The organism is Pseudarthrobacter phenanthrenivorans (assembly GCF_036455295.1).
In the GTDB taxonomy this organism is placed as follows: Bacteria; Actinomycetota; Actinomycetes; order Actinomycetales; family Micrococcaceae; genus Arthrobacter; species Arthrobacter phenanthrenivorans_C.
This window is the reverse complement of record NZ_JAYXNX010000005.1, coordinates 73,151-86,904: the sequence shown is the minus strand read 5'-3', so window position 1 is coordinate 86,904 and position 13,754 is coordinate 73,151. Positions and strand designations below refer to the sequence as shown.

13 protein-coding genes are annotated in these 13,754 nt (G+C 66.9%); 9 read left to right on the top strand and 4 right to left on the bottom strand.

All coding sequences use genetic code 11. From position 1 onward, the window contains the following. Positions 1-48: 48 nt before the first annotated feature. The 5 genes from VXJ37_RS08235 (at position 49) to holA (ending at position 5,564) form a co-directional block, all read left to right on the top strand. Positions 49-1,047, top strand: coding sequence for a DegV family protein (locus tag VXJ37_RS08235; RefSeq protein WP_331322561.1), 999 nt, complete (start codon positions 49-51; stop codon positions 1,045-1,047). A gap of 119 nt (positions 1,048-1,166) precedes the next feature. Then, entirely contained in the window at positions 1,167-1,439 is a 273-nt protein-coding gene (locus VXJ37_RS08230; RefSeq protein ID WP_331322560.1) for a hypothetical protein, read from the top strand. A 165-nt stretch (positions 1,440-1,604) separates the two neighbouring features. Continuing rightward, positions 1,605-2,459, top strand: a complete 855-nt coding sequence (locus VXJ37_RS08225) for a ComEA family DNA-binding protein (RefSeq protein WP_331322558.1) — start codon at positions 1,605-1,607, stop codon at positions 2,457-2,459. Between the two features lie 358 nt (positions 2,460-2,817). Beyond that, complete coding sequence (locus tag VXJ37_RS08220) at positions 2,818-4,722, top strand: ComEC/Rec2 family competence protein (protein WP_331322557.1); 1,905 nt, start codon at positions 2,818-2,820, stop codon at positions 4,720-4,722. Then, entirely contained in the window at positions 4,671-5,564 is an 894-nt protein-coding gene (gene holA / locus VXJ37_RS08215; protein ID WP_331322556.1) for a DNA polymerase III subunit delta, read from the top strand. Before VXJ37_RS08220 ends, holA begins: the two co-directional genes overlap by 52 nt. Before the next feature lie 136 nt (positions 5,565-5,700). Here the strand turns inward: holA and rpsT are convergent, their stop codons facing one another. Further along, positions 5,701-5,961: a 30S ribosomal protein S20 gene (gene rpsT, locus VXJ37_RS08210; RefSeq protein WP_018761400.1), complete on the bottom strand. Its 261-nt coding sequence runs from the start codon at positions 5,959-5,961 to the stop codon at positions 5,701-5,703. Positions 5,962-6,130: 169 nt separating this feature from the next. Further along, a complete protein-coding gene (locus VXJ37_RS08205) occupies positions 6,131-6,676 on the bottom strand; it encodes a type II toxin-antitoxin system PemK/MazF family toxin (RefSeq protein WP_331322555.1) in 546 nt (181 codons plus the stop codon). A 170-nt stretch (positions 6,677-6,846) separates the two neighbouring features. On the opposite strand from VXJ37_RS08205, the gene lepA reads away from it, so the two are divergent. After that, positions 6,847-8,703, top strand: coding sequence for a translation elongation factor 4 (gene lepA / locus VXJ37_RS08200; RefSeq protein ID WP_331322554.1), 1,857 nt, complete (start codon positions 6,847-6,849; stop codon positions 8,701-8,703). A gap of 25 nt (positions 8,704-8,728) precedes the next feature. Beyond that, positions 8,729-9,958 (top strand): radical SAM family heme chaperone HemW, encoded by a 1,230-nt coding sequence (hemW, locus tag VXJ37_RS08195; protein ID WP_331322553.1) that lies wholly within the window; start codon positions 8,729-8,731, stop codon positions 9,956-9,958. A gap of 56 nt (positions 9,959-10,014) precedes the next feature. Here hemW and VXJ37_RS08190 read toward each other — a convergent pair whose 3' ends face one another. Together VXJ37_RS08190 and VXJ37_RS08185 are read right to left on the bottom strand one after the other, a co-directional pair. Further along, complete coding sequence (locus VXJ37_RS08190; protein WP_141941485.1) at positions 10,015-10,425, bottom strand: DUF4870 domain-containing protein; 411 nt, start codon at positions 10,423-10,425, stop codon at positions 10,015-10,017. Between the two features lie 73 nt (positions 10,426-10,498). Continuing rightward, positions 10,499-11,350, bottom strand: a complete 852-nt coding sequence (locus tag VXJ37_RS08185; protein ID WP_331322552.1) for a DUF3097 domain-containing protein — start codon at positions 11,348-11,350, stop codon at positions 10,499-10,501. A 171-nt stretch (positions 11,351-11,521) separates the two neighbouring features. On the opposite strand from VXJ37_RS08185, the gene hrcA reads away from it, so the two are divergent. Continuing rightward, positions 11,522-12,535, top strand: coding sequence for a heat-inducible transcriptional repressor HrcA (gene hrcA / locus VXJ37_RS08180; RefSeq protein WP_331322551.1), 1,014 nt, complete (start codon positions 11,522-11,524; stop codon positions 12,533-12,535). Between the two features lie 89 nt (positions 12,536-12,624). Then, the gene (dnaJ, locus tag VXJ37_RS08175; RefSeq protein ID WP_331322550.1) at positions 12,625-13,752 is read left to right on the top strand and encodes a molecular chaperone DnaJ; all 1,128 of its coding nucleotides are present in this window, start codon (positions 12,625-12,627) and stop codon (positions 13,750-13,752) included. Positions 13,753-13,754 lie beyond the last annotated feature (2 nt).

Below are 13,754 nucleotides of genomic sequence, written 5' to 3'. Positions count from 1 at the left end.
TCCGGCGGCCGGTGCTGACTGAGCCGGACACCGTCTCCAGGAGGCCCATTGCCAGAGAGTAACGCCGCCGCCTGGCCGTGGGTCCGTGCCCGGTTGTCGGGCCTTCGTCCGGCCGGGCGGCCGGGGGGCCGGCGTGGCGGAAGCGCCGTGGTGCGCACCGCCGTCGTTACCGACTCGGCCGCTGCGCTGCCGGCGGACTATTCCAGCGGACTGTCGCGGGACGGCATCCTGACCGTAACGCCCATGCCGGTCATGGTGGGCGCGGAGATTTACGGGGAAGGCGAAGATGACATCCTGGAGACCATCGCTGTAGCCCTCGCCGCAGGGACCCCGGTCAAAACGTCCAGGCCTTCGCCGGGCCAGTTCGAGCAGGCTTACCGCGCTGCCCAGCAACGGGGATTTGAGGGGATCGTTTCGGTCCACATCTCCGGTGAGCTGTCTGGCACGGCAGACGCTGCCCGGCTCGCCGCAACCAGGGTGGGTATTCCGGTGGACGTGGTAGACACCCGGACTGTCGGAATGGCGCAAGGAATGGCGGTGCAGGCCGCCGTCGAGGCTGCCGCAGCAGGTGCCGACGGTGCAGCAGTTGCCGCGGCGGCCATGGCGCAGGCGTCACGCACCAAGGTCTACTTCTACGTGCCCAGCCTGGAGCAGCTGCGGCGCGGAGGACGGATCGGTGCCGCGGCGTCGCTTCTGGGCACCATGCTTGCCATCAAACCGATTCTCGCCGTTGACGGCGGCAGGATCGTTCCGCTCGAGAAGGTCCGTTCGACCGCCAGGGCAGTAGCGCGGCTTGAAGAGATTGTGGTGGCCGAGGCCGCGGCGCGCCCTGGCGAATCCGTGTGCCTGGCGGTGCATCACTTCGGCAACCCTGAAGAGGCGAAGAGCCTCGCAGCAAGGCTGGAAGCGGCCCTTCCCGGGTGTCCCCCTGCCCAGATCAGCTCCCTTCCGGCGGTCCTGGCCGCCCACGCGGGGCTGGGCGTCCTTGCGGTCATCGTGGGCAGGGTGGGCAACGGGTCCGGCGGCGCCCCGCACTCTCCCACATAAGCCCTGGCATGTGCCGGGCTGGAAGTACTCCCGGAGTAGGATGGGAATAAGGAAGCTTTGCAGAGGCTTGTCTTTAAGTGGGGCCGCCGACCGCTGGCTGCCTCTTCGAAAGGACCCTCTTGCCCACAGCTTTCATTCCCTTCACCATGCGCGCTTCAGCCCGTGACGGCCACCGCCGCACTTTCCGCACCGACGTCGAACGGCTGAGCGCCGGACACCTTCACTGGGCGCCCCTTGATGTGCTCAGGTCAACCGGTACGCAGGCCGTCTTCCGAGGCGCCGTCCCACAGGGCGTCCACACGACGACCGATGCGGACCTCGCCCGGTTCCTGGAGGACCGGCTCGCGACGGCTGATATCCATTTGGATCTCAGCGTCACTATCGACCGATAGCAGTCGTCAAAGGCCCCGGACCGCGGTCCGGGGCTTTTCTGTGCTCGTTGGGGGCAGTTCGACCGGGCGTAGTAGGTCGGCTCCCCGTTTGGCTCCGACAGCCACGTTTCCACATAGGGCTGTCAGCGGGTGCCGGTGCCTGGAAGTGGTTCCTAGGGTTGAACCATGTCACGCCGGGATACTGCAGCAGCAGGTCAGCGGGCGCGCCATGCGAGGGAACGGCTGCAGGCGGCACTGGGGGAGTCCCCTCCGGGGCTCCTTCAAAACGGATCCGACCCCGGCGGTTTCGAATACCGGGGTCCGGATGAAGCGGTGGCCGGTGAAGTCGGCGCTGGTTCCGGAACCGTCGCCGGTGGCGTGTCTTCCGTACGGTGGCGGATAGGGCAGCGCGTTGCCGTGGTGCTGGCCGTGCTGGGCGTAGTGGCAGGTGCCTGGTTCTGGTGGCAGGCAGGCGCAGCCACCCCGGAGGTGGTGCCCTTGAGCGGTATTGGGGCCGCCGCTGCGCCGGCGGCCACCGGCTTCGCATCCGTCGGTGCCGCAGGAACTGCCGGGGACCCTGGCCAGCGGCAGGGCGCCCCAACCGCCGAGGCGATGGTGGTAGTTCATGTGGCCGGGGCCGTAGCCCAGCCCGGTGTCATCCGCCTCCCGCAGGGCAACCGTGTGGGTGACGCCATTGCTGCTGCCGGTGGTGCAACAGGGGACGCGGATGCCGACCGGCTCAACCTTGCCCTCGTTGTGGAGGACGGCCAGAAGATCTATGTTCCGCAGCGGGGCGAGGCCCTGGCCGACGCACCCGGGGCTTCCGATGCCGGTGGCGCCGGGACAGGAGGAAAGGTCAACCTCAACACCGCTGATGCGGCGGAGCTGGGTACGCTGCCAAGAGTGGGCCCCGTGCTGGCCGAGCGGATCGTGGACTGGCGCAAGGAACATGGCCCATTCAAGACAGTGGATGAGCTGGACGCCGTGGATGGGGTCGGCCCGAAGATGCTTGAGGCCCTCCTTCCCTTGGTGACGGTGTAGGGCGGCCGCCGTGGCAGTGGAACCGGAGGGGGGAACCAGGAGGGCCGGGCAGGTGGGTCCTGCAGCCGGCTGGAGTGGCCGGTCGGGAAAGGGAAGCCGCTGGAGCCGATACATTGAGTCCGCTGTCCGCGGCGGCGCGGAACGGCAGGCGCCCGGGCCGTCAGGGCCACTGATACCGGCGCGGGAATGGCCCCTGCAAGCGGGGCGAAGCGGCAGGGTCCAAGCAACAGCACCACACCCGTCCGCGCGGGCCCGCCGACCAGCACCAGGGTCCCCGGGATCTTCCAGCCTCGGACTGCTCCGGACGGCATGGGCGCTGGGTATTGGCCGTCTTCGCGAACGGATAACGTCCAGTGCCGTGGCTCAGAACGGCACCGGACCCGATTCGGCCGCACCCCGCCGGCGGGCGGACCTCCGCCTCGCACTGCCCGCAGCCCTGGTATGGGCCGCATCAGTTGCCGGATTGTGGCTGCCGCCCTTCGGCCTGGCTGCCCTGTGCTGTGCCCTGGCCGGAACCGGCGGACTGATCCTTGCCCGGGCCGCCAGGGCGTCACAGGGACGGAAGGTTCATGCCGTCGTCAGCCGTCCAACAAACTTCACCCGCAACGCCAGGGGACGGAGTGCCGTCGCTGCCCTGGGCCTTTCCCTGATGCTGGCCGCTGCTGCCGCGGCCCATTCCGCTACGTCCGCCATCCAGCGCTTCGACGGGCCCCTCGCCGACGCCATTGCGGCCGGCAAATCAGCCGTTGCCGTGGTCGAGGTGGCCGGAAACCCGCGGACGGTCTCCGGTCCAGGAGGCATGGACGCGCGGTGGGCGGTGCCGGTGTGGACGCGGGAAGTAAGCACTGGCGGTGTCCTGGTGCGCACCCGGGCCCGGCTGGTGGTCATGGGCGGGGACGCATGGGGTGACGTGGTGCCCGGGCAGACACTGCGGGCGACCGGCAAACTCCGGCAGGCAGAACCCGGGGAGCAGGCGGCAGGGAAACTGGCCGCCTCGGCCGCACCGGGCAAGGCCACGGGCGGTGCCCTGCTTGAAGCGGGAGCGCGGGACCTGCGCGCGCGGTTCGTCTCAGCGTCGGCCTTTCTTGCGCCGGACGCCCGCGGGCTCCTCCCGGGAATGGTCACCGGTGACACCAGCGCCCTTGATGAGGGGCTGGGCAACGCGATGAAGGCGGTCGGAATGACGCACCTGACAGCCGTAAGCGGGGCCAACTGCAGCCTGGTCCTGGGGGCGCTGCTGGTGCTGTGCAGGCGGTTCCGGCTGCCACGGGTTGCCGCTGCCGCCTGCGCCCTCACGGGCCTGGCCCTCTTCGTGGTCCTGGTGGGACCCGATGCCAGTGTCCTGCGCGCAGCACTGATGGGTGCCATCGGTGTCGCCTCCCTCGCCGGCGGCCGCTCTGGACGCGGGCTGAGCTTCCTGTGCCTGGCTGTCATCGCCCTGCTGCTGACCGATCCCGCGCTGGGCTCAAGTTACGGATTCCTGCTGTCCGTCCTGGCCACCTTGGGGATCATCCTTCTGGGGAGCAGGTTCGTCGGCTGGATCCCGGCGCCCGTGCCACGGTGGATGGCAGCAGCCGTGGCGGTCCCGTTGTCCGCCCAGCTGCTGTGCGGCCCCGTCATCATCCTCCTGCAGCCGCAATTCGCAACGTATTCCCTGCCGGCCAATGTGGTTGCCTCGCCCCTGGTGGCGCCCGTGACCCTCCTCGGCACGGTGGCCGTGCCCCTGGTAGGCCTGCTGCCCTGGGCAGCAGCGGCACTGATCGCCGTGGCCGGACTGTTCAGTGCCGGCGTCGCTGCCATAGCCAGGTTCGCCGCACACCTGCCCGGCTCCGCTCTTCCCTGGCCCGAAGGGGTTCCCGGGCTGGTCTCCATGGTGCTGATGTCCTTGGTGACACTTGCCGCTGTATGGATGGCCACAGGGCCCGCCCGCCTCCTCCACAAGGTAACGGAGGCCCACACGGTCACCATGGCGCTGATAGAGCTGGTGGAACTGCGGCTGCAACGGCTTGCCGGGATGCACGGCTTGGACGGCGGGCGCAGACGTGGCAGGCTGGGATATTGCAATAAAACCTCCGGAAGGGACCGTCGATGGCCGCTGTGCAAAAGCGAGCAACCCGCTCCCCGGCATCGAATGCAGCATCCTGGCGGGACGCGGCCCCGGCCTCCATCGTGCTGGTCACCGGCCCCGAGGAATACCTGGGGATCCGGGCCATGGACAGCATCCGGTCCCGGGTCAGGGCCGCCGCGCCGGACGTCGAACTGAGCCGGATGAACGCTGCCGGTTATGAACCCGGAGCCCTGGCCATGCAGGTGAGTCCGTCGCTCTTCGGTGAAAGCAAACTCATCGAGGTGGAGGCCGTGGAGGGAATGAACGACGCGTTCCTGGCAGATGCGCTCACCTACCTGCAGCACCCGGAGCAGGACGCCGTCGTTGTGCTCCGGCATGCCGGTGGCAACCGCGGCAAGAAGCTCCTCGACGCCGTCAGGAGAAGCGGTTGGCCGGTGATCGACTGCCAGCCGCTGAAGAAGGATTCGGACAAGGTGCAGTTCGTTAGTGCTGAGTTCAAGGAAGCCGGGCGCCGCATCAACCAGGACGCCATCCAGGCGCTGGTGAACGCCGTAGGGGCAGACCTGTCCGAACTTGCTGCTGCCTGCGCGCAACTGATTGCGGACGCGGGCAGCACCGTTACCACCGAGACCGTGGACAAGTACTACGGCGGGCGGATCGAGGCCACGGCGTTCAAAGTTGCCGACGCAGCAATGGCCGGCAACGCGCCCCTGGCACTGTCAACGCTGCGCCACGCGCTTGCCACCGGTGCTGACCCCGTGCCACTGGTTGCCGCCCTGGCAGCGAAACTGCGCACCGTGGCCCGTGTGGCCGGTGCCTCCGGGTCGTCCGCGCAGATCGCCGCGGAACTCGGAATGCAGCCCTGGCTGGTGGAGCAGGCGCAGCGTGACGTCCGCCGCTGGACGCCGGATGGGCTGGTGCGCTCGATCCAGGCAACTGCCGAGGCGGACGCCCAGGTTAAAGGCTTGTCCCGGGACCCCGTCTACGCCGTCGAACATGCCGTGACCGTGATCGCCATGTCTGTCCAGGGCCGGTAGCAGCGCCGGATGGGCCAAGCCGCCCGACGGGGTGGGTTGCCGCGGAGTCCGGGGCGGTGCATATCAGGGCTTAAAAGGCGTCTGGCCGGTACCCAAGGGTACCGGCCAGACCATCAGTTCGTGGGAACTGGAAACCTTAGAGTGCGTTGACCTTCTTGGAGATCGCCGACTTGCGGTTCGCTGCGTTGTTCTTGTGCAGAACACCCTTGCTGACAGCCTTGTCCAACTTACGGCTGGCAGAAACGAGCGCAGTAGTAGCAGCTTCCTTGTCAGCGGACTCAACGGCGGTGTTGACGGCGCGGATGGCAGTCTTCAGCTCAGACTTGACTGCGTTGTTGCGCAGGCGAGCCTTCTCGTTGGTCAGGATGCGCTTCTTCTGGGACTTGATATTCGCCACGTGTGAACTCTCTTTGTAATGCGGAAATGGTCTAGAGGGCTTTCAGGCTGGCCTTGACTGAGCGGCGTGGGGATACCTATGGCGGCCAACCATCAGTGACCGTCGACCTGCACGGACACACAGCAATAAAGAATAGCAGGTCAGTGGCGGGACTGGCCATTTACACGGGTCAGGACCAGCCGTGTCTCCGGCGCAGCCCGGCCGCCACCTTTTCGAACCGCGTACTGTCCAGCACCGCCCCTTCCCGCCGGATGCTGTCCGGACGGATCTGCAGGACGCGGTCCAGCCGCACCTCGCTGGCCCTGCCCGCCTTGTCCCAGCCGCCGGCGCCAAGGTCCACATACCCGTCCGAAGTGGTTCCGGCCGGGATCCTGTCCCTGCTGGTCATCATCAATGCCAGCAGGTAGGGGCCGTTGTGCCCCACCAGCAGGACCGGCCGGTCCTTCCCCCTGGCATGGTCCTCCTCGTAGGGAACCCAGGCCCACACAACTTCGCCGGGGTCCGGATCCCCGTCAGGCTGCGGCGCGTACCGGACCGTGGCACGGCCCTGGTAGTCGCCGGGGTAGCCGGCACCTTCGGGCCCACCTGTTGTGCGGCGGGTTCCTGCCGGTGGACGGCGGGCGCTGGCAGGGGCCGGGGGCGCGGACTGCCTGCTCTGGAGCATCCGCAGACCGCGGCGCACTGCCTTTTGAAGGGAACGGAGATTCAGGGCCATCCCGAAAGCCTAGGCGGCTGTCCACCCGAACCCCGAATAAGCTCCGGCAGCGATGCGGTGGCGGCGTCCCGGACGTGGGACACTGGACGTTGAAGATGTGCGGCTGGCCCGCGGGCGCTTTTTGTGTGCCTGGCGGATGGCTGCAGAAAAGCCAACAGTAAGGACCCTGCGTGTCTCCCATGGCCCGCACCGCACCGGTGCCCGCCGCGACAGATCCGGCAATTATTCGGAACTTTTGCATCATCGCGCATATTGACCACGGCAAGTCCACCCTGGCTGACCGCATGCTGCAGTCCACCGGGGTGGTCCAGGCGCGCGACATGAAGGCCCAGTACCTGGACCGGATGGACATCGAGCGCGAGCGCGGCATCACCATCAAATCCCAGGCGGTCCGCATGCCGTGGGAGGTGGACGGCGTCAGTTATGCGCTGAACATGATCGACACCCCGGGGCACGTGGACTTCACCTATGAGGTGTCCCGTTCGCTTGCCGCGTGCGAGGGCGCCATCCTGCTGGTGGACGCAGCCCAGGGTATCGAGGCCCAGACGCTCGCGAACCTGTACCTGGCCATGGAAAACAACCTTGCCATCATCCCGGTGCTGAACAAGATCGACCTGCCGGCGGCGCAGCCCGAGAAGTACGCGGCAGAGCTGGCCAGCCTGATCGGCGGCGACCCCGAGGATGTCCTGCGGGTCTCCGGCAAGACCGGAATCGGCGTCGAAGCCCTCCTGGACAAGATCGTCCGCGACCTGCCGGCACCGAAGGGCGACCCCGATGCGCCGGCCCGTGCCATGATTTTCGACTCGGTCTACGACACCTACCGCGGCGTGGTGACGTATGTGCGCGTGGTGGACGGCATGCTCCACCCGCGTGAACGCATCCAGATGATGTCCACCAAGGCTTCGCACGAACTCCTGGAAATCGGCGTCAGCTCGCCGGAACCTACGCCCTCCAAGGGTCTCGGCGTCGGGGAAGTGGGCTACCTGATCACCGGCGTAAAGGACGTCCGGCAGTCCAAGGTTGGTGACACTGTCACTAATCTGGCCAAGCCCGCAGCCGAGTCGCTCCCCGGCTACGCCGATGCCAAGCCCATGGTGTTCTCCGGCCTTTACCCGCTGGACGGTGCCGACTACCCGGTACTTCGCGACGCCCTCGAGAAGCTCATGCTCAATGACGCGGCCCTGGTGTATGAGCCGGAGACCTCGGCTGCGCTGGGCTTCGGGTTCCGGGTGGGGTTCCTGGGTCTCCTGCACCTGGAGATCACCCGCGAGCGCTTGGAGCGCGAATACAACCTGGACCTCATCTCCACCGCGCCGAACGTGGAGTACGAGGTGACGTTGGAGGACAAGAAGGTGGTCCGCGTGACCAACCCCAGCGAGTACCCCACCGGGAAGATCGCCGAGGTACGCGAGCCCATGGTCTCCGCCACCATCCTGGCCCCCAACGAGTTCGTGGGCGCCATCATGGAACTGTGCCAGTCACGCCGCGGCGTCATGAACGGCATGGACTACCTTTCCGAGGACCGGGTGGAAATCCGCTACCGCCTGCCACTGGCGGAAATCGTGTTCGACTTCTTCGACATCCTCAAGTCGAAGACCCGGGGCTACGGCTCCCTGGACTGGAAGGCCGACGGTGAGCAGGTTGCCGACCTTGTGAAGGTCGACATCATGCTCCAGGGTGAACAGGTGGATGCCTTCAGTGCCATCACGCACCGGGACAAGGCCTACGCCTACGGTGTGATGATGACCGGCAAGCTCCGCGAACTCATCCCGCGGCAGCAGTTCGAGGTGCCCATCCAGGCGGCCATTGGTTCCAGGATCATCGCCCGCGAAAGCATCCGGGCCATCCGCAAGGATGTGCTGGCCAAGTGCTACGGCGGTGACATCTCGCGTAAGCGCAAGCTGCTGGAGAAGCAAAAAGAAGGCAAGAAGCGCATGAAGATGGTGGGTACCGTCGAGGTGCCGCAGGAAGCCTTCATCGCCGCCCTCACCACCGACGAATCAAAGGACAAGGCCAAGAAGAAGTGACCACCGCACAGCGGGGAACGCGCTGATGCCCAGCGTGCTTCCCCTCGGCGACCCGGCGCCGTCGGACGGTCTGCTGCCTGCCCAGGCTGCGGACGGTGCGGCGGCCCGGGCCTTCGGCCTGTACGTCCACATCCCGTTCTGCGCCGTGCGCTGCGGCTACTGCGACTTCAACACCTACACCGCCACGGAACTGGGCGGCGGCGCGTCACAGGATGCGTACGCGCAGACCGCGGTATCGGAAGTGGCCTTGGCAGCCAAGGTGCTGGCACGTTCCGGAGTGCCGGAGCGGAAGCTCAGCACGGTCTTTTTCGGGGGCGGCACGCCCACTCTGCTGCCGGCCGGCGACCTTGCCCGGATCCTTCGCGCTGCCATCGGCCAGTGGGGGATCGAGGACGGCGCCGAAGTCACCACCGAGGCCAACCCCGATTCGGTCACGCCCGAATCCCTCGCCATCCTGAAGGAGGCGGGCTTCACCAGGGTCTCGTTCGGGATGCAGTCAGCTGTTCCGCATGTGCTCAAGGTCCTGGACCGGACCCACACCCCCAGCCGTGTACCCCAGGTGGTGCAGTGGGCGCGCGAAGCCGGACTTGATGTCAGCCTGGACCTGATCTACGGGACGCCGGGGGAGTCACTCGACGACTGGCGGCACTCCCTGGAAACGGCCCTGTCCTACCGACCGGACCACATCAGCGCCTACGCCCTGATTGTCGAGGACGGCACCAAGCTGGCAGCGCAGATGCGCCGCGGCGAGGTCCCGGGAATTGACGACGACGACCACGCCGACAAGTACGAGCTCGCCGACCAGCTCATCACCGCAGCCGGGCTCGGCTGGTACGAGGTCAGCAACTGGGCGCGGAGTCCGGAGCATGCGTGCCGTCACAACCTGGCGTACTGGCGCGGTGACGACTGGTGGGGGATCGGCCCAGGCGCCCACTCGCACATGGGCGGAGTGCGCTGGTGGAACGTCAAGCACCCGTCCGCGTATGCAAACAGGCTTTCACAGGGGCTCTCACCGGCCGCCGGCCGGGAAACCCTGGACGCTGAAACCCGGAACCTGGAGAAGGTGATGCTGGAGGCGCGCCTGCAGTCAGGGCTGGACATTTCCACGCTTAGCCCTGCGGGACGGCACCAAGTGGCCGGACTTATAGCGGACAGCCTGGTGGAACCTGCGGCTGCCTTCCAGGGGCGCCTGGTCCTCACGCTCAAAGGCCGGCTCCTGGCGGACGCAGTAGTCCGCCGCATCCTGCCCGACTGAGTGGGCCCACGCCCGTCGGGCCGCCCCGCGGGGCCGGTGGCCCGCGGGAGGCTCGGCTACTTAATCCAGCGCAGGTTGTACTGGTAGCGGTGCGGCTGGCCCTTGTTGACGTGGATGCCCGCGGCCACGGAGAAGCACGTGAGCGCAACCCAGATCAGGGTGGCGATGACCGCGAAGATGTTCCCCACGTAGGGGATGAACACCAGGATGTTGGCCAGCACCGCGGCGATGGTGGGCGGCAGGCTGAAGTTCAGGGCTTCCTTGGACTCCTGGGCGGTGAACGGCCCGCGGTCGCGGAAGATCAGGTAGATCAACAGGGAGGGCACGCATCCCAGGATCCCCCCAAAGTGGGCCAGGGTTGCCCACTGGCGGTCTTCGCTGGCCGTCAGCGGCAGGGCATTGGCGGGGACGCCATGGTACTCGGAACGGCCCTGGCCGTCCCTGTGATCACGTGCGTTTTCTGCCACAGTCGTTTTCCTTCGGGGTGCAAGTGGTGCTGACAACTACCAAGAATACTGGCTTTCGGGGCCGTGCCGCCCGTCAGGGCACGGTGAGGAAGTCAATGACCTCCTCAACGCGGCCCAGCAGCGAGGCTTCGAGGTCCGCGTAGGTGCGGACGGCGCCCAGCAACTTCTGCCACCCGAGTCCGACGTCTTCCTTCGTGGCGTGGGGCCACCCGAAGGCTTTGAGGATGCCCGTCTTCCAGTCCTGCCCCCGGGGCACGGCGGGCCACTTGTCGATCCCCAGGACAGCAGGCCGGATCGCCTGCCAGACGTCCACGTAGGGGTGCCCCACGATCAGCACGTTGCCGGCAGCCCCGGGGGAGGCCATAACGGCGTCCGCGATGCGTGATTCCTTGGAATCGGGAACCAGATGGTCAACCAGCACACCGAGCCGGCGGCCCGGACCGGGCCTGAAGTCCGCCACGGCTGCAGCCAGGTCATCGATGCCATGCAAAGGTTCGACGACGATGCCCTCCACGCGCAGGTCGTCACCCCAGACCTTTTCCACCAGTTCGGCGTCGTGCTTGCCTTCCACCCAGATCCGGCTGGCCTTCGCCACTTGTGCGCGTTGGCCTTCCACGCGTACTGATCCCGAGGCAGTCCTGCCGGAGGGCGGACCACCGGCAGCGGGTTTCGGCGCCGGCGGCATCAGCCGGATGGGCTGGCCCTCAAGGAGGAAGCCGAAGCCAAGCCGGAATGACCGGGACTTTCCCCTCCGGTCCTCCAGGGCCACCACATGCATCCCGCCGGATTTCTCCACACGGGTGACGGCTCCTACCCACCCGGACTGCACTTCCTCGAGCACCATGCCCCGCTCCACGGGCACTTCGGGCAGTTCCGTCCGTTTGGGAGTGGAAATGCCGCGAGGCCCCCAGTTCTGGTAATCCATGGAATCGATCCGCCTAGCGCTAGGTCCTTCGTCCGGAATTTCGCCCGGAGCGGTACCAATGCTAACAACGGGCCAAGGCATAATAGACTGTTAGCACTTAGGCATGTCGAGTGCTAACCCTTGCGTTGCACCGGTAGGGGCATGTGCCCGGACCATGAATGGAGGTGGAGAGTGAGCGAGCCACGCAAACTGGAAGTACTGCGGGCCATCGTGGAGGACTACGTCCACTCCCGCGAGCCGGTCGGGTCGAAAGCCCTGGTGGAGCGGCATCACCTTGGCGTTTCCAGTGCCACCATCCGCAATGACATGGCAGCCCTGGAGGATGAGGGGCTCATTACGGCCCCCCACACCAGCGCCGGCCGGATTCCCACGGACAAGGGCTACCGGCTTTTCGTCGACCAGATCTCCGCGGTGAAGCCCCTCTCGGCACCTGAACGCCGCGCCATCCAGACCCTGCTCGAGGGTGCCGACGATCTCGACGACGTGCTGGACCGCACCGTCCGGTTGCTGTCCCAGCTGACCAACCAGGTGGCGGTGGTGCAGTATCCGCACCTGAGCAGGGCACTTGTCCGGCATATCGAATTCGTCCTGCTGGCCCCGCGGAAGGTCCTGGTGGTCCTCATCGCCAACAGCGGCAAAGTGGAGCAGCGGGTCATCGACGTTGGACAGGACCTTGGTGACGAAACGGTGGCAGCGCTGCGCACCCGGTTCCTTGGGGCCCTGGGCGGAACGCGCTTGAGCCACCTGGCCCAGGCGCTGCCCGCGGTGGTGGCGGCAACTCCCCATCCGCAGCGCCAGGCAGCACATGCCCTGGCCCTGGGCCTGGAGGGGCTGGCCCAGAGCAGCCGCGAAGACCGCATGGTCATGGCCGGGACCGCCAACCTCGCCAGGTCCAATGTGGACTTCCCCCTGAGTATCGGTCCGGTGCTCGAGGCGCTGGAGGAACAGGTGGTGATGCTGCGGCTGCTGAGCGAAATGGCGCAGGACCACCGTGGCGTGGCCGTTAGCATCGGCAGGGAAAACCCGTATGACGGCCTTGCGGAAGCATCCGTGGTTGCCACCGGCTACGGCCCGGACAGCGCCGCAAAAGTAGGCATCCTGGGCCCCACCCGGATGGACTACCCCACCACCATGGCCGCCGTCAGGGCCGTGGCCCGTTACCTTTCCAGGATTCTGGGGCCCTGACTTTTTGCAGCCGGAGCCCGCTCCGGCTGCCCATCAATGAAGCCGGGGCGCCCATCTGAACGCAGTACAACAAGGAAGAGACACGAACTTTGAGCAGCCACTATGACGTCCTTGGAGTCTCACCCGAAGCAACGGGCGAAGAGATCAAAAAGGCTTACCGCAAGCTGGCCCGCACCCTCCACCCGGACGTGAACCCCGGGGAGGACGCTGCAGAACGCTTCAAGGCCGTAACCCACGCCTACGAGGTCCTTTCCGATCCCCAAAAACGCAGGATCTACGACACCACCGGCAACGAGAACGGAACGGACAACGGGTTCGGTGGCGGTGGGTATGCCGGCCAGGGGTTCGCTTTCCAGGACATCTTCGACACCTTCTTCGGCGCCGGCGGAAGCACCGGACCTGCTTCACGCGTGCGCCGCGGCCAGGACGCGCTCATCAGTGTCCGCATCGACCTCCGTGACGCCGTGTTCGGGGTCAACAAGAAGCTTGAGGTGGACACCGCAGTGGTATGCCCCACCTGTGACGGATCCTGCTGCCGCCCCGGCACCCAGCCTGAACGCTGCGACATCTGTGGCGGCAGCGGCCAGGTGCAGCGGGCCGTCCGCTCCATCCTGGGACAGGTCATGACCGCAGCCCCCTGCGGCACCTGTGAAGGCTTCGGCACGGTCATCAAGGACCCCTGCAACGAATGCAGCGGTCAGGGCCGCGTCCGCAGCCGCCGTTCCCTGACCATCAAGGTTCCTGCCGGAGTCGCAACCGGAACCCGGATCCAGCTGTCCGGGCAGGGCGAAGCCGGCCCCGCAGGCGGACCCGCCGGTGACCTGTACGTCGAGATCCGGGTCAACAACGATGCCACCTACGTACGCGAGGGCGACGACCTGCACGCCACCCTGCACATCCCCATGACAGCGGCGGCCCTTGGCACGGATGTCAGCCTGGAGACCTTCGACGGTGCCCAGGAAATCGACGTCAAGCCCGGCACCCAGTCCGGTGAAATCATCACCCTCCGCGGCCTGGGCGTCACCCACCTGAGGGGTTACGGCCGCGGCGACCTGAAGGTCCATCTGCAGGTGGATACCCCGGCCAAACTCGATTCCGCCCAGGAAGACCTTCTACGCCAACTGGCCAAACTGCGTGGAGAGCAGATCACCGAAGGCAAGCTGGCGGCCAGCGGCGGCATGTTCGCCAAGCTGCGGGACCGGTTCGGTAACCTGTAGCG